This is a genomic window from Levilactobacillus tongjiangensis, from assembly GCF_003946345.1.
GTDB classification, from domain to species: Bacteria; Bacillota; Bacilli; order Lactobacillales; family Lactobacillaceae; genus Levilactobacillus; species Levilactobacillus tongjiangensis.
This window is the reverse complement of sequence record NZ_RHNY01000009.1, coordinates 43524-63719: the sequence shown is the minus strand read 5'-3', so window position 1 is coordinate 63719 and position 20196 is coordinate 43524. Positions and strand designations below refer to the sequence as shown.

Below are 20196 nucleotides of genomic sequence, written 5' to 3'. Positions count from 1 at the left end.
ATCGATCAAACTGTCTAACCGTAGTATAAGCGCGAAATGGTTAAAAATCTACCTATGCGCACCAATTAATCGTCGATTTTACTGGCTGTCGAACTTGTTTCTTATGCAAACAATGTTTCATGGGAAACATTGTGGCTTATTCCCCATTAAAAAGGCGTTGGAACGCGGTTCCAACGCCTGTCGAGTTTACAAATTACCTTTATTAACTAATCTTGTCGTTTAAACCAGTGTGCGCCAAGTAAGCTCATGCTGAGGGCACCCGCTACGACAGCTAACCAACTAGTCTTTTGTTCACCAGTTTGAGGTAGCGTTGCTTGCTGCGTAGTCTGTGATACCGGCGTCTTGGAAGCGGCTGGCACTACAGTTGGCATTGTGGTCGCTACTACCGCTGAACGGGTTCCTTTGACAGCTTGACCGGATGTCTTAACCGTCTGCACTGGCACAGTTTTCACAGTCTTCTTAGGGGCAACCGTATCTGCCGCGCTGTCGTCAATGGTGGCGGCATCTCCACCGTTAACGATGTCCGTCGTTGGCGTCTCTGGAGTTGGACCTGGCGTCACAACATCTGGCGTACCTGGATTTACCGGTGTTCCAGGATCAACTGGCGTAACTGGCTTAGGCGTCGTCTTCTGCCAAACGTAGGTGCCGGCCATCGTGGCCCCGTCGTAGGTCGCAACCAGCTCATCACTCGTGTAAGTGGCACCCGTTTCAACCGATTGCCAGAGTCCCGTGTAGTCGTCATTGACTGGGACTGCTGGTAACGCCACGTTACCGTAATCATTGGTCAGTACGGTGTTGGGCCCCAGTACGAGCTGTGACAATCCGGTATTTCCGTCCAATAGATTGGTGATGTATTGGCCACCAACATTGGTTAAATCAAGTTGCGTCAACAGTGGGTCATTTCTAAACATCCCGATTGCGTTCCCTACTTTACCGGTCTGCCAGTCGCCCAGGTTAATGGCGGTCAAATTAGCCATATTGGAGAAGGCATCCCGCGTAGATGTCACGTGGCCGACATTCCAACCACTGACATCTAAGGTACTAAAACCAGTTCCACTTAACATAATTTGAATATTCGTGGCATGACTCAGATCCCAGTTCGCAAAGTCTACATCGGTCAAGTTCGCAGCGTTCTGGAACATCCCCGTCAAATTGATGGCGGCATTGAAGCTCTTACCTAATTTAACACTCTTTAACTGCATCTCTTCCAAGATGGCTGGTGATTGCCCAGCAAACATATAACTGACGTTGGAAACATGACTGAAGTCCCAGCTACTGAGATCAATACTGGTCAGCGCCAAATTCTCAGCAAAGAGATTGTTCATCATGGCAACCTGACTGGTATCAACGTTGTCCAGCCCTTCATAGGCGGTCACTTTTTCAAAACTAGCGAACAAAGAATTCGCGTTAGCCGGCAAAACAATTTTACCCGCGGTACCATCAAAGACCACCTTCTTGGCGCCAAAGATGTTGTCGTTGGTACTGTCAAACTGATTAAACGCCCTGCCCAACGTCCCTGCAAAAATCGTCATAGTGCCCTGATCGTTTAGTGTCCACTTACTGGTACCCCAAACGCCAGTCTGAATATCAATGGGGGCAACTGGTGTGGCCATTCTCGCTCGCTTAACTGGCTGCTGTGGTTGCACCACATCTAAGTTGGTTGGCTGTGGTGTATCGTGTTTAGCCGGTGTGGCTACTTTGTCTGGAGTTGTCTGTTCGGGGGCCGCCGGTGCCTGAGGCGCTGCTGGTGTTTCTTCTGGCTGCGGTTCAGCTTCTTTAACCAGTTGTGAGTTCTCAACGTTACCGGATTTGTTTTGAGATGGTTCTTCCTGTGAACGACTTAACGTAGCCGACTTATCCTGAAGTTGATTAGTCGTTGTTGCCGGTGAAGTTACCGTTGTCTTAGGTGCTTGTTGGTCGGGTGTTGCCGTTGTATCCGCCTGAGCAACGTCGATTTGGTAGCCTAGTCCTGCCACGGCACCTAGTAATGCCAAGGTTGCCAATTTTTGTTTTGAACTGTTCCCCAACTTTGTACTCATGGTAATACCCCTTTCGTTTTTGTAACACATCCGCCTATCTGTCTAAAGTCACTATAACATGGTCGTGAAGAAAAGTACATGCTACTCAATAATTAACATATGTTTTCATTTTGCCAAATATCGGTGAAATCATGTAATGGTATATCACCAAAACTAATCGCCTTGTAAGACTTATCTTTTCTGCAAGTAACGGCTGGCTTTCTGAGAGACAAAGTCGACTAACATCAGCTTTAACGCTCGCTCATCCCAACGAGCGTTTCCAAGACCGTCGTTTATCTTTAGCCAAATGAGCACGCAAAAAGGACCCTACCAGTTGGTAAGGTCCCTTTACAAGACAATTTAATCTTCAGTTGGTGCATCGGAATCTGGGGTAACGTGAGTGGCTTCGTCAGTTGACGGTGCCTCCTCGTTAGCAGCAGTTCCATCAGCGGCTTCATCCGACGTGTCGGCTTCCTTGTCGACTTTAGCCATGGTTGCCACAGCAGTATCGTCGGCCAAACGAATCAGGTGAACCCCTAAGGTTGCCCGTCCCGTTTCGGAAACATCAGCGCCACTGAACCGGATCATAACACCCTTATCGGTAACTAACATTAAGTCTTCATCACCGTTCAAGGTGGTCAATCCAGCCAACGGTCCGTTCTTCTCGGTCACGTTAACGGTCTTGATTCCTTTACCGCCACGGCCCTTGATTGGGTACTCGCTAGCAGCCGTTTGCTTCCCGTAACCCTTTTCGGAAATGACAAACACGTGACTGTCTGGCTTGAGCACGCTGGCACCAATGACGTAGTCACTGTCCCGTAGGCGAATCCCCCGGACACCGGTTGCGGAACGACCCATCGACCGAACATCCTGAGCAGCAAAGCTAACGGCGTAACCCAAGTGGGTCCCGATGATCATGTTGGCATCACCATTGATGATGTCCACGTCGATCAATTCGTCGTCTTCCTTCAAGTTGATGGCTTTCAAACCATTACTCCGGATATTGGCAAATTCGTCCACAGGCGTCCGTTTAACGGTCCCTTGTACCGTGGTGAAGAAGATATCCCTATCTTCGTTTTCACCAGGGTTAGCGACGTTAATAACGGCCTGTACGTGTTCGTTGTTGTTGATTCCCAGTAAGTTGATTACAGGAATCCCCTTGGCAGTCCGACCGTATTCAGGGATTTCATATCCCTTCATCCGGTAGACCTTCCCAGTGTTCGTAAAGAACAACAACATATCGTGGGTGGAGGTCGCTACGAGGTGTTCGATGAAATCATCATCGTGCACGCCCATCCCTTGGACCCCTTTACCACCACGGTTTTGTGCCTTAAATTCAGACGTTGGCAAGCGCTTGATGTACCCGTTATGCGTCAGTGAGACCACAACGTCTTCTTCAGCGATCAAGTCTTCGTCTTCCAGGCTCAACACTTCGCCGACCATTAATTCGGTCCGTCGTGCGTCGCCAAACTTGTTTTGAATATCTAACAATTCTTGATAAATGATGGCTTGTTGCCGATCCTTGGATGCCAAGATTTCCTTGTAATCCTTGATGTTAGCCATCACTTCGTTATATTCTTTCTCAACCTTTTCACGTTCCAAACCGGTCAAACGAACTAACCGCATATCCAAAATGGCTTGCGATTGCTTATCTGACAAGCTGTAACGAGTCATCAATTCATTCTTAGCCACTTCCGCCGTTTGTGACTGACGGATGATGGTAATAATGGCATCGATGTGGTCTAGGGCAATCCGCAACCCTTCCAGGATGTGCGCCCGGGCTTCAGCCTTCCGTAATTCAAAGGCAGTCCGCCGACGAATAACTTCCATCTGGAATTCCAGGTAGTACTGCAAGATAGCCTTTAACCCCAGGACCTTAGGCGCACCGTTAACGATGGCCAACATATTGATTCCAAAGGAGGTCTGCATCAATGTCATCTTGTACAAGTTGTTCAAGATGACTTCAGCACTGGCGTCACGACGAACGTCAATGACGATTCGCATCCCCGTCCGGTCGGTTTCATCGTTGACATCCGTGATGCCTTCGATTCGCTTGTCCCGAGCTAATTCAGCGATTCGTTCGATCAGCTTAGCCTTGTTGACCATGTACGGAATTTCCGTGGCCACAATGCGTTGCTTCCCGTTCTTTTCTTCCTCAATGTCGACCTTAGCCCGCAAGGTAATGGTGCCCTTCCCGGTCTCGTAAGCCCGGCGAATGGCTGCCTTACCCATAACGATCCCACCAGTTGGGAAGTCGGGACCTGGTAAGGCCTCCATCAACTCAGCCAAGCTGGCATCGGGATTGTCCATCAAGATGTGTAAAGCACTGATAACTTCCGTTAAGTTGTGAGGTGGAATGTTGGTAGCCATCCCCACAGCAATCCCGGAAGCCCCGTTGACCAAGAGGTTCGGGAACCGTGATGGCAGCACAACGGGTTCCCGTTCGCTACCGTCATAGTTATCTTGAAAATCAATCGTATCTTTGTTGATGTCACGCAGCATTTCCATCGCGATTTTACTTAACCGCGCTTCGGTATACCGCATGGCAGCGGCCCCATCACCATCGACGGAACCAAAGTTCCCATGACCATCAACCAGCATGTAGCGGTATGAAAAGTCTTGCGCCATCCGCACCATGGATTCGTACACAGCCGAGTCACCATGGGGGTGATACTTACCAAGAACATCCCCAACCATCCGGGCTGATTTCCGGAATGGCTTGTCGGGAGTAATTCCCAGTTCATGCATATCATATAAAATCCGACGGTGAACGGGTTTTAGCCCGTCCCGCACGTCTGGTAACGCCCGTTGAACAATCACGCTCATTGCGTAATCCAAGAAGGATGTCCGCATCGTTTGTGAAAGGTCAACGTCGGTAATCCGACTTAAATAATCTTGATCAGCCAAATCTTTACCCTCCGTTCTTCCCTAACACACACTAAACATCCAATTCAGCGAAGGTGGCATTATCTTCGATGAACTGACGCCGTGGCGCCACTTTGTCTCCCATCAACATGGTAAAGACTTGGTCAGCGTTGATAGCATCTTCGGCATCAACTCGTAAGAGCCGCCGGTTTTCTGGATTCATGGTCGTTTCCCATAATTGTTCCGCGTCCATTTCCCCTAACCCTTTGTACCGTTGGATTTGTGGTTTCGGTGCTGGTGGTAATTGTCCTAAGAGTTCTTTCAATTCATCATCGCTATCCAGGTACCGTTGCATCTTACCTTGCCGGACCCGATAAAGGGGTGGGCAGGCGATGTAAACGAAACCGGCATCCAATAATGGCCGCATGTAGCGGTAGATCAACGTCAACAATAAGGTCCGAATATGGGCCCCATCGACATCGGCATCAGTCATGATGATCAGCTTGTGGTAATTGGCCTTGGAAACATCAAAGTCGTTCCCAAAACCAGTTCCCATAGCCGTGAACATTGACCGAATTTCTTCATTGGCCAAGATACGATCCATCGAGGCCTTTTCAACGTTCAAAATCTTACCCCGAATTGGTAAAATCGCTTGCGTCAACCGCGAACGCCCCTGCTTAGCAGAGCCACCAGCGGAATCCCCTTCGACAATAAACAATTCAGAGATAGCTGGATCTTTAGACGTGTTGTCCGCCAGCTTACCAGGGAGGTTGGAAATTTCCAACCCGCTCTTCTTCCGCGTAACTTCACGCGCCCGTTTAGCAGCCACTCGCGCCTTAGAAGCCAACGTCCCCTTGTCCACAACCTTGCGGGCAATGTCAGGATGTTCCATCAAGTAACGCATAAAGTGGTCAGCAAACGTATGATCCACGGCGGTCCGTGCATCGGAATTCCCTAATTTGGTCTTGGTTTGACCTTCAAATTGGGGGTCCGGGTGCTTCACGGAAACGACGGCCGTCAAACCTTCACGAACATCATCCCCCGTTAAGTTGGGTTCGTTGTCCTTCATCAGTTTATTCTGCCGAGCGTAGTCGTTCACGACCCGCGTCAATGCCCGTTTGAACCCTTCCTCATGCGTCCCACCTTCGTAGGTGTGGATGTTGTTGGTAAAGGTCAACAAGTTGTTGTGATAGTCATCGGTGTATTGAAGCGCCACTTCAACGGTAATGCCATTCTCTTGGCCTTCCACGTAAATTGGTGGTTCAAACAACGTTTCTTTGTTTTCGTTTAAGTAATCAACGTAATGGCGAATTCCACCTTCATAGAGGAAGTCGTCTTCCGTTGGCGTTTCTGGGCGTTCATCCCGGATGGTGATGCGCAGGCCTTTGTTCAGGAAGGCGAGCTCGCGAATCCGCGTCGTCAACGTTTTGATATCAAACGTCGTCGTTTCCCGGAAGATATCTGGATCCGGCAGGAAATGAACAATGGTCCCGTGATCATCGATAGGAAGTCCTTCTTCGAGCACGTGCATTGGTTCAGCCACGTGACCACGGTTGAACTTCATCCCATACTTCTTGCCATCCCGGATAACTTGCGCATCCAGTTCGGTAGACAGGGCGTTAACAACAGACGCACCAACCCCGTGAAGTCCACCGGAGACCTTGTAACCGCCACCGCCGAACTTCCCACCGGCATGCAGGATCGTGAAGACCGTTTCGAGGGCGGGTTTCCCCGTCTTTTTTTGAATATCGATGGGGATTCCCCGACCGTTATCAGTTACGGTCACACTATTATCCATGTTAACGGTCACGTGAATTTCGTTGGCAAAGCCCGCCAAGGCTTCGTCGATCCCGTTATCAACAATTTCCCAGACCAAGTGGTGCAGGCCTTGGGCACTCGTCGAGCCAATGTACATCCCGGGACGTTTTCGCACAGCCTCCAAGCCCTCTAAGACTTGAATTTGGCTGGCATCATATTCCCTAGCTCGTTCTGCTTTGGTTTCGTGTTCGTTAGCCACTGCCTAATCCTCCTTTGTTGCTGCATCGCCCTGTTCAGGCGACCCATCCGCCACCACGGTTCCATCGGCCACGTGAAAAATGGTCGGATCCTTGATCAGTTTGCGCGTGATGCCGCTCAAACTGGTGGTGGTGATAAACGTCTGTACCTTGTCCTGAATGGCCGTCAATAAATGCGTTTGGCGCGCATCATCCAGTTCTGAAAGTACATCATCAAGCAATAAGACTGGGTATTCGCCAGTCTCTTCCTTCATCAAATCAATCTCGGCAAGTTTGACACTCAATGCAGTTGTCCGCTGTTGGCCCTGTGACCCGAACGTTTGCACGTTCTTCCCGTTAACCTGGAAGTGCAGGTCATCACGGTGAGGACCAACCAAGGTCGTGCCCTGATAGAGCTCCTTTTCCTGCTGCTTCGCGTAAAGCGCGGTCAGCGCATCACAGATGGTCTTGGCGTCCGTTAACTGATCGTCAGCCACCTGTGTAGCGTAATGAAACGTCAGCTCTTCACGTTGCTGCGAAATCTCAGCATGAATGGCTTGCGCCCAATGCTCCAATTTCTTCAGCATCGTCAACCGTGCCATGATGATCTCTGCCCCAAATGCTGCTAACTGGTCTGACAGGACAGACAAAAAAAGGAGGTCCTTTTTTTGCTTGTGCTGGAGATCCTTTAGATACCGATTTCGCTGTTTTAACAACGTCCGATATTGGCTCAAGTTGTAGAGATACCGCGGATTCATCTGACCAAATTCCATGTCCATGAAGCGTCGCCGAACGGTCGGTGCGCCCTTAACAATGGCGAGGTCTTCCGGTGCAAACAAGATCACGTTGAGCTGTCCCACGTATTGAGACAACCGGGCTTGCTCCAAATGATTCACCTTGGCGCGCTTCCCTTGGCGTGAAAATGTGAGCTCTAACGGCACCGTGCCGGCAGATTTAACGACCCGGCCACTGACCTTGGCCGTCTTGGCCTGCCAATTGACCAAATCATGGTCATTGGCGGTACGGTGACTGCGCGTTAACGCCAGCACGTAAATTGCCTCTAATAGATTGGTCTTGCCTTGCGCATTTTCACCAAGCAAAACATTAATGCCCTGCCCCAACTGCAAATCAGCCGTTGGGTAATTCCGAAAATGCTGCAGCTGCAACTCTTGCAAATACATTATTCACCCTGCTTTGAGCGTATAAAAAACAATCCCGTATCAGGCACTTCCACCGTATCACCAGGATACAGTTTACGGCCACGCCGGTTGTCCGGCTCGTCGTTAATATTTACGGTGTTTTCGCGTAAATACCACTTGGATTGGCCGCCAGTACTGATAATGGATTCTTCCTTGAGTAACTGGCCTAAAGTGATGTAGGGCGTGTCAATGAAAACTTCTTTTTTCACAATTTCACCCCTTAATTTTCTTCTCTTATATTATACCGCTTTTTAAACGAAAGGTACAGGTTGACCACCTTATTTTTGCGTTCTCAGCCGATTTAGGCCGTTTATGATATTTTTGGTAAAAAGCTACTAAATTTGCTCAGAACAAAAAAGAACCCGCTTATATCAAAATATGCCTTTTTTTGTGCTCAAATCCAACTTTTACCGTTTATTAATCGAAAACAGCCATTAATTGCGCACGCAAGTACTAATTTCACCCCAAAATAAGGTCAGCTTTCACTTGGTTTGCAAGGTTTCACCCACCGTGAGTGTTTACCTGGACCAATTCGTCAAATTGGCAGGTGACAGACCGTGGCTGCCCCCCTCCGGATAAATTCTCAGATGCAACCTATTTGCTACTCAGAACTAGCTACTACCTGGCCACATTCCGGCGCAGCAAAATCGGCGACAAAAAAGGTCTGAGACCTATGCCTCAGACCCTCTCATACATTGCGATACACCCCAAGTCGTTCGGCTAGAACGTCCGGACTGGCGTAATCAGTTGAATAAAGTTACTCGTATCTTCAGTTGGAACCAACGTAAATGGCCGCAAAGCTGAGGTGAAGGCGACCCGAATCGTCGCCTGACCAAATGAATGGAGCGCATCCTTCATATAATCAGGATTGAAGGAAATCTCCAGGTCTTCCCCATCCAAAGCCTTAGGTGCCAACTCTTCTTCAACGTTCCCCACGTCAGGAGAATTACTGAAGATAGTGACCTGATTGTCGGCAGGCGTCAGCGTCAATTTAACCACGTTGTTCCGTGATTCATGAGACAACAGGGAGGCCCGTTCTACGGCTGCCAATAATTCTGGCGCTTCGAACTCAACGGTCGTTGAAGCATCTTTGGGAATTAACCGTGACGTATCGGGATAGTTTCCCTCTAATAACCGTGAGTAGAAGGAAGTATCACCCAGTAAGAACAGCACTTGGTTTTCAGAGAACTGCATCTTCACGTCGGCATCGTCATCCCCGATCATCCGTGAGAGTTCAGTCAAACTCTTCCCTGGAATAATCACGTCAAATGAAGCTTCACTAGGTGTTGGCAGTTCAATCTGGCGTTGACTCAACCGGTGACTGTCCGTGGCGACGGCCAAGAATTGGTTATCTGCTAAGACAAAGTGCACCCCGGTCAAGATTGGCCGACTTTCCTGGTTGGACACGGCAATAACAGTCTGACTGATCAATTCCTTGAAGACCGCACCAGAAAGAACGACTGAATCAGCGGCATCAATCTCAGGTAAGTGCGGATAGTTATTCGCATCCTGGCCGTTAATGTTAAAGGCGGCTGAACCAGAAGTAATTTCCGTTTGGAACCCGTCTTTAACGGTCACCGTCATATCTTTTTCAGGTAATCGCTTAACGATTTCGCTAAAGAACCGCGCCGTTAAGACAATAGAACCCGGTTCATCAATAGCTAAACCAATGTCTGGGTCATCAGCGCGAATCAACGTTTCAATGGAAATATCTGCGTTGGATCCGGTTAAAAGTAACCCAGCGTCACTAGCGACGATTTTTAATCCCGTCAAAATGGGAATCGTGGTCTTGGAAGAGATGGCCCGGGAGACATTATTCAATTCCTTAATGAACGCAGCCCGGTTGATTGAGAATTTCATAGATTGGACACTCCTTTTTCGTGGTGCGGGTTATTTACTTAATTAAAAGAAAAAAATAGTAGCCGTAGTAGAGCGGTGTATTTTGTGGATAACTTTGAGAAACTACTAAGCAGTTAGGGTTTTCCACCTGTGGATAACTTGTGGAAAACTCTGAGGGTTATTCTTTTTTATCCACACACCGTGGGCTTGCTACTCTTCATGATACCCCAATCGGTCACAAAAAGACCGTCATGAGTCCGTAACTTTAGTCGTTAGACTCAGACGATCCCCTCCTAACGACGAAGGTCCTCCTTGAGACTGTCGATATCCTTTTGCAGTTCAAGATCAGTCTTTAAGGAGTCCGTAATTTTGTCGTAGGCGTGGATGACGGTAGTGTGGTCTTTACCGCCAAATTCGTTGCCGATACGTGGTAAGGATGCTTCGGTCAATTCACGTGAGAGATACATGGCAATTTGCCGGGGCATCACGATCGCCTTTTTCCGCTTCTTACCCTTTAAGTCTTTGAGTGAGACGTGGAAATAGTTGGCGACCTTATCTTGAATCAATGGAATGGTGATGGCGTCGCTAGCGTTAGCGAGGTTCAGGCTCTTGAGCGCTTCGGCTGCCAGGTCGGTGGTAATCGGCTGATGCATGAGTTGCGAATAGGCCTGAACACGGGCTAAGGCGCCCTCAAGTTCACGCACGTTGGAGTCAATTTGACCGGCGATATAACTGAGTGTGTCATCGGGGATGTCGATTTGATCGGCATCCGCCTTATTACGTAAGATAGCAATTCGCGTTTCGAGGTCTGGTGGCGTGATGTCAACGGATAATCCCCAAGCAAACCGGGAGACTAACCGGTCTTGCAACTTAGGAATTTCGTTAGGCAGACGGTCGGACGTCAAAACGATTTGTTTGCCATCGTCGTAGAGTGCATTAAATGTATGGAAGAACTCTTCTTGGGTTCCTTCCTTATTAGCGAAGAACTGAATATCATCGACCAGTAGCAGATCAACGTTACGGTACTCCTGTCGAAACTGCTCCTGCGTCCGAGTTTGAATCGCATTAATGAAGTCGTTCGTGAAGGCCTCGCTAGTCACGTATTTAACCTTGGTGTCCGGGTGATCTTCAAGCATTTTGTTGCCGATCGCGTGCATCAAGTGGGTCTTGCCCAAACCAACGCCACCATAGAAGAACAGCGGATTGTACATCACGCCGGGTTCTTCCGAGACAACCAGGGCCGCTGCGTGGGCCATCTGGTTACCTTTTCCGATAACGAAAGTGTCAAACGTGTAGCGCGAATTCAACGCCGTTTCCTTCATAAAGGTGGGCGTTGGTTCCGTTGAGGCCGCTTCTCCAGGAGTCGCGGTCTTGGCTTTGAGCGTCGCTTGTTGTTGACGCTCCCCTTCCAAAATAAGGACGGGCTGAATATCTTCGTGAGCGGCTTGGTATGCGTATTCTACCAATTGCTGGTCCAGGTGTTGATGGGTCCAGTAATCACGATGCAGGGGTGATGGGAGTTCCAACGTTAATTTGTTGCCTTCGAGGGCAATCGGCTTGGCTGTTTCAATCCAAGTCGCGTAGGCCGTCTTGGAATTGTTCTCTTCGAACAACGCCTTGATATCAGTCCACAAAGTTAACATGTCTGGCACTGATGTATCCCCCTATTTTAGTTTAGATGCTCATTTATCAATTGGGCGTAGTCTCCCCAAAAGAAAACGTAAATCCAGTGTAGCATGAAGAAAAAAAGTTTTCCACAGGGTATTGGAGGCTGTGAATAATTGTTTCACAGGAAGTGAATAGAGTTATCCACAGGCTTGTGAGAATCTGTGGATAGTTTTCTTTTGTTTTAGTTATGCACAGAAGCTTATTCTCTAATAACCGCATAGCAGTAAGTGTTTCACAAGTTATCCACAGAATCAACAAAACCTATTTTTTAAAAATTAACAGCCTGTGGAACGGTGGATAACTCGGTGGTCAAGTCCGAAATAACTTTTTCTAGATATTAGAGTTATCCACAAGCAAAGTGCATGAAACAAATTTTACTGGGAACAACTTTTTCTATGAAATCGAAACTTGCTATTTCAATCCAGCCGTTTTTATGCTAATATGTTCAGGAAATGCATTTACTAGATGTATCCAAGTCTGGGACTCCCAGATGAAAATATAGTCATAGTTAAGAGAGGAGTTTTTACGATGAAGCGTACTTTCCAACCAAAGAAACGTCACCGTTCACGTGTCCACGGCTTCCGCAAGCGCATGAGCACTAGCAATGGCCGTCAAGTATTAGCACGTCGCCGTCAAAAGGGACGTAAAGTATTGTCTGCATAGGCCGCTGATGGTTCAGTGGTCTTTTTATTTTATCTGCGGGGTGACTGGATCACCAATCCCTCACGGACTGTAAATCGAGAATTTTGGAGATGCACATGCGAAAATCTTACCGCATTAAGAAAGAAGCGGAATTTCAGCAGGTCTTTGAAACCAGGAATTCAGTCGCCAATCGGCAATTCGTGGTGTACTCAATGGAAAAGCCTAGCCAGAAGCACTTTCGGGTCGGCATTTCCGTCGGGAAGAAAATTGGTAACGCCGTTCACCGTAATTGGGTGAAACGTCGGATTCGGCAGAGTCTCCTCGAGTTAAAGCCCTACCTCAAGCAGGATGTGGACTTTCTCGTGATTGCTCGTCCCCGAGCCGATGGTATTGCCATGCCCGACGCGAAAAGCAGTATGATCCACGTGTTGAAGCTAGCCAAACTGTTGGATTCCAACTTTAGCGAGGAATAAACGTGAAAAACGTCAAAAAGTACAAACGTACCCTACTTATGCTGGGCATTGTGAGTTTGGTCTTTATCCTTTCCGCTTGTAGCAACAAGCCAATCACCAATCAAAGTACGGGGTTGTGGGACGGTCTGATCGTCTTGAACTTCTCCCGGGCGATTATCTGGTTGGCTGACTTGTTTGGTGGAAGTTACGGTGTTGGGATTATTATCTTTACCGTAATCATTCGGATTATCTTGATGCCATTGATGATCTTCCAAACGCGAAGCATGCGGAAGACCCAAGAGGTTCAACCTCAACTCAAAGCACTGCAAAAGAAATATTCGTCTAAGGATCGCGAGACGATGCAGAAATTGCAGACCGAGCAGCAAAAGCTGTACTCGGAAGCCGGTATCAATCCTATGTTGGGTTGTTTACCAGCTGTTGTGCAATTGCCTATTATCTGGGCACTGTATCAAGCCATTTGGCGGACGGCAGAATTACGTACTGGGAGTTTTTTATGGCTGCAACTTGGTCACAAGGACCCGTACTTCATCCTACCGATCCTAGCCGCATTGGCAACGTTCGCTAGTTCGTGGTTAACCACGAAGTCCGCCCCAGAGTCCAGTTCAATGAACACAATGATGGTTGTCGGGATGCCGGTAGTGGTCTTCTTCACTGCCCTGAACGTGGCTTCATCACTGTCACTTTACTGGACCGTTTCCTACATTTTCCAAGTTGGGCAAACCTTGCTTATCCAGAACCCTTGGAAGATTCAAGCAGAGCGTGACGTGAAGAATCGGGAAAAGGCAGCGCATGATCGCGCAGTTAAAAAGGCTGTTCGTCGTGCTAAGCAAAGTAAGCGTAAATAGTTAAACATAAATGCATTTTAAGGGCCTGGGAGTTCATTCCAAGCCCTTTTCTTGTGCCTAATTTAGGGGATAAAGGATAACACGATGCACGCTGGATACCAGGGATGAAACTCATATCTGACATCCGGTAAGGCGGAAATACGTAATTATCCTGCTGACCATCCTTTTTTATAGGACTAGTTGTATCAGGGCAGTATGGTATACTGAAGCTTAGCGAAAACGATACGGAGGAATGAACGATGACGATCTTTACGGGGAAAACGGAAGAAGCAGCGATTGCCGCGGGACTGGCCGCGCTGAACTGTGAACGAGACCAGGTCGCAATTAAGGTCGTAGCAACCCCGCGTAAGGGTCTACTAGGAATTGGTCGGCGTGATGCGATGGTGGATGTTGTGCTAAAGCCCGTGGCCGAGGAAGAAAAACAGTCAGCGAAAGCGGCAAATTCAACCGCAGCAACTGATTCGTTGGCTCAGGTATCAACGCCAACGGCTGAGCCGGTAGAGGAAGCGGTCGCTGCTGCTTCGGTTGCACCAACCACGACTGAAGAGCAATCGACGGTGACACCAGAAGAGCGGCGTCAGCAGCGTAAGGCGGCTGTAGATGCCGTGCAAGACTACTTGGCGACCATTGTTGAGCAACTGGGTATCGACGCCTCTCTGGAGGTCGAGAGCAGTGCTCACCGGCAAGTCCGCTTAACGTTTACGACGGACAAAGAGGGGCTATTGATTGGTAAGCACGGGCGGACCATTAATGCTTTGCAGAGTCTAGCTCAGCTGTTCTTGAACCATAACGGGGCCGCGCACGTCGACATTGAACTGGACGTTGCGGGCTATCGGGAGCGGCGAACGGTGACTTTAACTCGTTTGGCTGAGAATACGGCCCGGGAGGTCGTGGCGACTGGTAAGCCTATTTATTTGGACCCCATGCCATCGTTTGAACGGAAGCAGATTCATGCCGTGCTAGCTAAGAATCGCTACGTGACGACCTATTCTGCGGGTAAAGAACCGCACCGGGCCGTTGTGATTGAACCGGCATAGGTTTCTGTTTGACAAATGACGTGATTGCCCTTATAGTGAAGACAATCATTCTTATCAAGTTTACGATAAAGTAGTGAAAGTACTTTATCCGCGCAGAGTTAGGTGGCGTGGAGTGGGTGCTTTTTTTTATGGCGTTAAATGATACGCCCGGGTTGAAAGAGTGTGGTAGCGGGTGACCACGGTCCCTGATAAGGGGATGGGCTTCCCCGTTCATAAGGGACGATGCAACTAAGATGTCGCTCCAATTATTCAGTAGTTAAAAGGATTTTTAAATCAAAGGAGGATGACTCATGGCAGTCACCACAACAGAGTTTGATACGATTGCAGCAATTTCTACCCCACCTGGTGAGGGAGGGATTTCCATTATTCGGTTGAGCGGTGAGGAAGTCTTTAGCGTTGCCGCTAAGTTATTTAAGGGTGCCAATTTGACTAAGGTAGCGAGTCACACGATTCACTACGGCCACATTATTGACCCGGAGAATGGCGAAGAAGTTGATGAAGTCATGGCGACCGTGATGCGGGCACCCAAGACGTACACCAAGGAAGACATCATCGAAATCAATTGTCACGGGGGAATTGTGGCTACGAACCGGATTCTCCAATTGTGCTTGAGCTATGGTGCTCGGCTGGCCGAACCCGGTGAATACACCAAGCGCGCCTTCCTGAATGGCCGGATCGATTTGACACAGGCAGAATCTGTGATGGATTTGATTCGAGCTAAAACGGACAAGTCAATGAAAGTAGCTTTAGACCAATTAGACGGAGATTTGTCTAAACTGATTCGTAACTTACGTCAAGATATTCTAGATGCCTTGGCTCAAGTAGAAGTTAATATCGACTACCCTGAATACGATGACGTGGAAACGATGACGACTAAGATGCTGCTAGAGAAGGCCCAAGAGGTCCAAAAGCAGATCAAGGTCTTGCTTTCAACGGCGAAGCAGGGGAAAGTCTTACGTGAAGGACTGGCCACTGCTATCGTTGGTCGTCCCAACGTGGGGAAATCTAGCCTGTTGAACCACCTCTTACATGAGGATAAGGCGATTGTGACCGACGTTGCCGGTACTACCCGTGACGTGATTGAAGAATACGTGAACGTTAAGGGTGTGCCTTTGAAATTGATCGATACGGCTGGTATCCGGGATACTGAGGATAAGGTCGAAAAGATTGGGGTCGAACGTTCGCGGAAAGCCATCAATACGGCTGACTTAGTCATGTTGGTGTTGAACGCGAGTGAACCGTTGACTGCTGAGGATCGTGAACTTTTGAAAGCTACGGCCGATACACAACGCATTTTAATTTTAAATAAAACAGACCTGCCAGAGAAACTCGACATGGCTGAAGTTAAAGCAGCAGCTGGTGACAGTCCGCTGATCGGTACCTCGATCCTGCAAAGCACGGGGATGGATGAGTTGGAAACGACCATTGCTCACCTGTTCTTTGATGAAGGGATTGAGTCTAGTCAAAACACCGTGATGGTCACGAACGCCCGGCATATTGGGTTGCTCCATCAAGCCAGTGCGGCTTTGGATGACGTGCAACACGGGATTGCGGCGGGGATGCCCGTCGATTTGGTCCAAATTGATATGACCCGTGCCTGGGATCTGTTAGGTGAAATCACCGGGGACAGCTACCAAGATGAATTGTTAGATCAGCTGTTTAGTCAGTTCTGTTTAGGTAAATAACGGAAAACACATAAGACCGTCCGGCTATGCGCAGATGTAGCTAGACATGGAGGGAAAGAATCTTGACTGAAGTAAAGCAATATCCCGGTGAGAACTACGACGTTATCGTCGTTGGTGCCGGTCACGCCGGTAGTGAAGCAGCCTTAGCCGCTGCTCGGATGGGGAATAAGACCCTGTTGATGACGATCAATCTTGATATGGTAGCGTTTATGCCATGTAACCCATCCGTGGGTGGTCCAGCCAAGGGAATCGTTGTCCGTGAAATTGACGCCCTGGGTGGCGAGATGGGCCAAAACATCGACAAGACTTACGTTCAGATGCGGATGCTCAATACGGGGAAGGGCCCAGCTGTCCGTGCCTTGCGAGCACAGGCAGATAAGCATGCTTACCACGCTGAAATGAAGCACACTTTGGAACGCGAACCGAACCTGACTTTGCGGCAGGGAATCGTCGATGATTTAATCGTAGAAGATGGCGTCTGTCACGGGGTCATCACGAATACGGGGGCTCGTTATAGTGCCAAGGCCGTGGTCGTTGCGGCCGGAACGGCTGCCCGCGGTAAAATTATCATTGGTGAATTAATGTACTCTTCCGGTCCTAACAACTCGCAACCAGCGACTAAGCTGACGGCGAACCTGCCCAAGTATGGTTTTGACTTGGAACGGTTTAAGACTGGGACCCCACCACGGGTTGATGGCAATACGATCCATTACGATGAAACGGAAGAACAGCCCGGCGACGTGGAACCTAACCACTTTAGTTTCACCACGCCCGACAGTGCTTATTTAGACCTGAAGAATCAACTATCGTGCTGGTTGACCTACACGAACGCCAAAACGCACGATATTATTCGAGAGAACTTAGACCGTGCGCCTATGTTTACCGGCGTGATCGAAGGTGTTGGCCCCCGTTACTGCCCATCCATTGAGGATAAAATCGTTCGGTTTGCTGACAAGCCACGGCATCAACTCTTCCTCGAACCAGAAGGTCGTAAGACTGATGAATGGTACGTTCAGGGACTATCAACGTCTATGCCAGAAGAAGTTCAGCAGAAGATTTTGCACTCCATCAAGGGGTTAGAAGATGCCCAAATGATGCGGCCAGGTTACGCCATTGAATACGATGTCGTTTCACCATACCAGTTACGGCCAACGCTGGAAACGAAGCCACTGAAGAACTTGTTTACAGCGGGCCAAACGAACGGAACATCTGGGTACGAAGAAGCTGCTGGCCAAGGGCTGTTAGCTGGGATCAACGCCGGTTTACGGGCCCAGGGTAAGCCTGGCTTTACGCTGAAGCGTTCCGATGCTTACATTGGTGTGATGGTCGATGACTTGGTCACCAAGGGGACTAACGAACCTTACCGTCTGTTGACAAGTCGGGCCGAATACCGTTTAATTTTGCGGCACGATAATGCTGATTTACGGTTGACTGCTAAGGGCCATGAACTGGGATTGATCAGTGATGAACGCTACGAGGCCTTCTTGGCTAAAAAGGCGGCGCTCAAGGCTGAAATTGACCGGCTAAACAGCATTCGAATCAAGCCTGGGGATGATATCAACGCGTTTGTTCAGAGCCACGGGGACAAGCCCCTGCAGGATGGCGTGTTAGCAGCTGCCTTCTTGCGCCGGCCATACGTGGACTACCAAACGTTGTTGCGGTTCATGCCAGCGCCAGAACAGCCGTTAGATCGGCACATCGTTGAGGAGATTGAAATCTCTTTGAAGTACGCTGGTTACATCAAGAAGGCTGAAGAGAACGTGGCCAAGCTGAAGCGGATGGAAGCCAAGGCGATTCCAGCCAAGATCGATTACGATGCTATTGATGGACTCGCAACTGAGGCGCACCAGAAGTTGAAGAAGATTCAACCGGAAACGTTGGCGCAGGCTAGCCGAATCAGTGGGGTCAACCCTGCCGATATTGCTATCCTGAGTGTCTACATTGAACAGGGAAAAATTGCTAAGGTCGATTAGCATTGAAAAGAGAGTGAGACCAAAGGCGGTTAGTCAATGAGCATTAACGTCGCTAGACGAATAATCCCGGTCTTGGATTGTTTGTCTAGCGGGGTTAAGCGGAGTTAACTGCCTGTTGTTGCACGTCTCGACTATTTACGTTTGGAGCACAAAAAGGGTTTGAGACTTTTGTCTCAAGCCCTTTTTTGTTATTAATAATTATTAATTAACGTCTAATATCAATATATTAATAAAAAGGAAACACAATCTTTACCGATTCTTTGCAAGATTTCAACATAGCTTCGGTAAGGTAGAAGCTGTAGTGAGACAACGTTAAACGGTTGGCTGGTAAGTGATTACGCCACCCCTAGATAACGGCAACAAACGGTGGTGCAGCTTATTTATCAGTAAGCAGGGTACCACTGACTTTGCGTAGCTAATCATTTGGCTGCGAAGTCTGGTAAAATATTCCCAGAGTCATCTAATATCGGGGCAAGTGATGTCGGGACATTACTTGAAACAAGGGGAGTTTTTACAATGTACACGAGTCTGTTGAGTTTCGGGGTGCTGTTAACGTTAGGCAGTCACTGGCAACATCAGCGGTTGTTACGAGCCGTGCAACAACAATCAGTCACGTCGGAGCGGGTCAGCCGCAACCGATTTTTGTATCATGGGTTGTTATACGTCGGCCTCAGCTACGTGGTAGTGGGGCTTTGGCAACCAGCCTGGCTGAATGCACGCGTCATTGGTTTACTGTTACTGGTGGATTTGGTAGCAGTTGCCATGGCGAGTTTTGAGCGTCGCCAGCGACGGTATCCTAGGGCTGTTCGGGCGTTGGGTCGCCGTCAAGCGTGGTACTTTACTAGCAGTCAATTATTATTGGCTGCGGTGCTGTTGGGAACGTTGCTGGGGTCACCGTACCGGTAAAATACATTAAATGAATCGTTGTCCGTTAACGTTAGTCTTTAACTGCGCTAACGGGCGTTTTTAATTTTAAGGGGGAGCTTTAACATGAAACAGTATTCACCAGTAGCGGCACAGGAAGACTTTTTAGAAATTTTGTCGGCGGTTCATCAGCTTAAGGAGACTATTTTAGTTACGCCGACGGACGAGCGGGACGAGCACGCGGCTGTAATTTTACCTTTGCAAGAATGGCAGGCCTTGTCAGAACTGGCTTTTTTAGAGGCACCAGCAGCACCGATCAAGCAAAATAGTCGGATCAATCTAACCAGTTTGCGGACTGATCAAGTCGAATGGGGTTAAATTTCTGTGAGTAAGAGTCGTTGAAGGTCCGAGTAGGTCGTTACTTCGTAAGTTGGTTGGAAGTCTAACCGGTTGACGTGATGCTGCGGATTGAACCAAACGTTGTGGAGTTGGGCGTTGCGTGCGCCCAAAATATCAGACTGGAGGCGGTCGCCAATCATCAGGGTATTCGCTGGTGTGAGGTCTGGATAATGCTGAAAAATGGGCGCAAAGAAACGAGGGTCTGGTTTGGTGTAGCCGATATCTTCAGAAATGAAGAGGCTATCAAAGTACTGGTGGAGACCGGAGCCATTTAGGCGATTCAACTGGATGGATTTGGTCCCGTTAGTGGCGACGACTAGTGTCAGATTAGCTGCCCGCAGTGTTTGTAACAGAGAGTCTGCACCAGCCAAGATATAGTAATTATGGTCGAGGATGACGTTGTACTGTTCTTCGACGCTAGCACCGTCCACGGCTAAGCCCATGGCAGCAAAGGTGCGCGTGAACCGATCATTTAGTAACTGGTCACGGGGGGCGCCTTGCTCAATAGCTTGCCAGACGGCGTGATTGATGTTCAGGTAGGTCTTAAATCCAGCTTGAATATCAGTCACGCCGTATTTTTTTAGCAAATGGGTAATTCCTTCGTTTTCGCCGCGGGTGAAATCAAGCAGGGTGTCATCGAGGTCGAAGATAGCGTATTTTAGCATGGTTACGGTCCTTTCAAGGTGGTTTACCAG

Annotated in this window: 16 protein-coding genes; 8 read left to right on the top strand and 8 right to left on the bottom strand. The window is 48.7% G+C overall.

Features of this window, described 5'->3' with window-relative positions; all coding sequences use genetic code 11:
• Positions 1 to 206: 206 nt before the first annotated feature.
• The 7 genes from EKM75_RS06990 to dnaA all read right to left on the bottom strand — a co-directional run bounded on the left by EKM75_RS06990 (position 207) and on the right by dnaA (position 11567).
• Positions 207 to 2039 (bottom strand): BspA family leucine-rich repeat surface protein, encoded by a 1833-nt coding sequence (locus EKM75_RS06990; protein ID WP_164508750.1) that lies wholly within the window; start codon positions 2037 to 2039, stop codon positions 207 to 209.
• A 339-nt stretch (positions 2040 to 2378) separates the two neighbouring features.
• On the bottom strand, positions 2379 to 4925 hold the full coding sequence (gene gyrA / locus EKM75_RS06985; protein ID WP_125693232.1) for a DNA gyrase subunit A: 2547 nt from the start codon (positions 4923 to 4925) through the stop codon (positions 2379 to 2381).
• A gap of 31 nt (positions 4926 to 4956) precedes the next feature.
• Complete coding sequence (gene gyrB / locus EKM75_RS06980) at positions 4957 to 6900, bottom strand: DNA topoisomerase (ATP-hydrolyzing) subunit B (RefSeq protein WP_125693230.1); 1944 nt, start codon at positions 6898 to 6900, stop codon at positions 4957 to 4959.
• A 3-nt stretch (positions 6901 to 6903) separates the two neighbouring features.
• Positions 6904 to 8058 (bottom strand): DNA replication/repair protein RecF, encoded by a 1155-nt coding sequence (gene recF, locus EKM75_RS06975; protein ID WP_125680583.1) that lies wholly within the window; start codon positions 8056 to 8058, stop codon positions 6904 to 6906.
• The gene (gene yaaA / locus EKM75_RS06970) at positions 8058 to 8285 is read right to left on the bottom strand and encodes a S4 domain-containing protein YaaA (RefSeq protein ID WP_125693228.1); all 228 of its coding nucleotides are present in this window, start codon (positions 8283 to 8285) and stop codon (positions 8058 to 8060) included. The genes recF and yaaA overlap by 1 nt, the downstream gene beginning before the upstream one ends.
• A gap of 511 nt (positions 8286 to 8796) precedes the next feature.
• A complete protein-coding gene (gene dnaN / locus EKM75_RS06965) occupies positions 8797 to 9936 on the bottom strand; it encodes a DNA polymerase III subunit beta (protein WP_125680579.1) in 1140 nt (379 codons plus the stop codon).
• 272 nt (positions 9937 to 10208) lie between these two features.
• On the bottom strand, positions 10209 to 11567 hold the full coding sequence (dnaA, locus tag EKM75_RS06960) for a chromosomal replication initiator protein DnaA (protein WP_125693226.1): 1359 nt from the start codon (positions 11565 to 11567) through the stop codon (positions 10209 to 10211).
• A 544-nt stretch (positions 11568 to 12111) separates the two neighbouring features.
• On the opposite strand from dnaA, the gene rpmH reads away from it, so the two are divergent.
• The 8 genes from rpmH to EKM75_RS06920 all read left to right on the top strand — a co-directional run bounded on the left by rpmH (position 12112) and on the right by EKM75_RS06920 (position 19480).
• Entirely contained in the window at positions 12112 to 12246 is a 135-nt protein-coding gene (gene rpmH, locus EKM75_RS06955; RefSeq protein WP_081624573.1) for a 50S ribosomal protein L34, read from the top strand.
• Positions 12247 to 12341: 95 nt separating this feature from the next.
• Positions 12342 to 12698 carry a ribonuclease P protein component gene (gene rnpA / locus EKM75_RS06950; RefSeq protein ID WP_125693224.1) on the top strand — a complete coding sequence of 119 codons (357 nt, stop codon included), beginning with the start codon at positions 12342 to 12344 and terminating at the stop codon, positions 12696 to 12698.
• A gap of 38 nt (positions 12699 to 12736) precedes the next feature.
• The gene (yidC, locus tag EKM75_RS06945; protein ID WP_125693343.1) at positions 12737 to 13543 is read left to right on the top strand and encodes a membrane protein insertase YidC; all 807 of its coding nucleotides are present in this window, start codon (positions 12737 to 12739) and stop codon (positions 13541 to 13543) included.
• A gap of 239 nt (positions 13544 to 13782) precedes the next feature.
• On the top strand, positions 13783 to 14580 hold the full coding sequence (jag, locus tag EKM75_RS06940; RefSeq protein WP_125693222.1) for an RNA-binding cell elongation regulator Jag/EloR: 798 nt from the start codon (positions 13783 to 13785) through the stop codon (positions 14578 to 14580).
• Positions 14581 to 14870: 290 nt separating this feature from the next.
• Positions 14871 to 16265, top strand: a complete 1395-nt coding sequence (mnmE, locus tag EKM75_RS06935; protein WP_125693220.1) for a tRNA uridine-5-carboxymethylaminomethyl(34) synthesis GTPase MnmE — start codon at positions 14871 to 14873, stop codon at positions 16263 to 16265.
• A 62-nt stretch (positions 16266 to 16327) separates the two neighbouring features.
• Positions 16328 to 18238 (top strand): tRNA uridine-5-carboxymethylaminomethyl(34) synthesis enzyme MnmG, encoded by a 1911-nt coding sequence (gene mnmG / locus EKM75_RS06930; RefSeq protein ID WP_125693218.1) that lies wholly within the window; start codon positions 16328 to 16330, stop codon positions 18236 to 18238.
• 516 nt (positions 18239 to 18754) lie between these two features.
• A complete protein-coding gene (locus EKM75_RS06925) occupies positions 18755 to 19144 on the top strand; it encodes a hypothetical protein (RefSeq protein ID WP_125693216.1) in 390 nt (129 codons plus the stop codon).
• A gap of 84 nt (positions 19145 to 19228) precedes the next feature.
• On the top strand, positions 19229 to 19480 hold the full coding sequence (locus tag EKM75_RS06920; protein ID WP_125693214.1) for a type II toxin-antitoxin system Phd/YefM family antitoxin: 252 nt from the start codon (positions 19229 to 19231) through the stop codon (positions 19478 to 19480).
• On the opposite strand, the gene EKM75_RS06915 is transcribed toward EKM75_RS06920, so the two are convergent.
• Positions 19477 to 20166, bottom strand: a complete 690-nt coding sequence (locus tag EKM75_RS06915; RefSeq protein ID WP_125693212.1) for a YjjG family noncanonical pyrimidine nucleotidase — start codon at positions 20164 to 20166, stop codon at positions 19477 to 19479. The genes EKM75_RS06920 and EKM75_RS06915 overlap by 4 nt on opposite strands.
• Positions 20167 to 20196: the final 30 nt, after the last annotated feature.

Excerpts from the sequence above, each read along its gene's own strand:
- EKM75_RS06925 (WP_125693216.1), top strand. The coding sequence starts at position 18,755 with ATGTACACGAGTCTGTTGAGTTTCGGGGTGCTGTTAACGTTAGGCAGT.
- EKM75_RS06920 (WP_125693214.1), top strand. The coding sequence starts at position 19,229 with ATGAAACAGTATTCACCAGTAGCGGCACAGGAAGACTTTTTAGAAATT.
- EKM75_RS06990 (WP_164508750.1), bottom strand. The coding sequence starts at position 2,039 with ATGAGTACAAAGTTGGGGAACAGTTCAAAACAAAAATTGGCAACCTTG.
- rnpA (WP_125693224.1), top strand. The coding sequence starts at position 12,342 with ATGCGAAAATCTTACCGCATTAAGAAAGAAGCGGAATTTCAGCAGGTC.
- recF (WP_125680583.1), bottom strand. The coding sequence starts at position 8,058 with ATGTATTTGCAAGAGTTGCAGCTGCAGCATTTTCGGAATTACCCAACG.
- dnaN (WP_125680579.1), bottom strand. The coding sequence starts at position 9,936 with ATGAAATTCTCAATCAACCGGGCTGCGTTCATTAAGGAATTGAATAAT.
- mnmE (WP_125693220.1), top strand. The coding sequence starts at position 14,871 with ATGGCAGTCACCACAACAGAGTTTGATACGATTGCAGCAATTTCTACC.
- EKM75_RS06915 (WP_125693212.1), bottom strand. The coding sequence starts at position 20,166 with ATGCTAAAATACGCTATCTTCGACCTCGATGACACCCTGCTTGATTTC.
- yidC (WP_125693343.1), top strand. The coding sequence starts at position 12,737 with ATGCTGGGCATTGTGAGTTTGGTCTTTATCCTTTCCGCTTGTAGCAAC.
- jag (WP_125693222.1), top strand. The coding sequence starts at position 13,783 with ATGACGATCTTTACGGGGAAAACGGAAGAAGCAGCGATTGCCGCGGGA.
- rpmH (WP_081624573.1), top strand. The coding sequence starts at position 12,112 with ATGAAGCGTACTTTCCAACCAAAGAAACGTCACCGTTCACGTGTCCAC.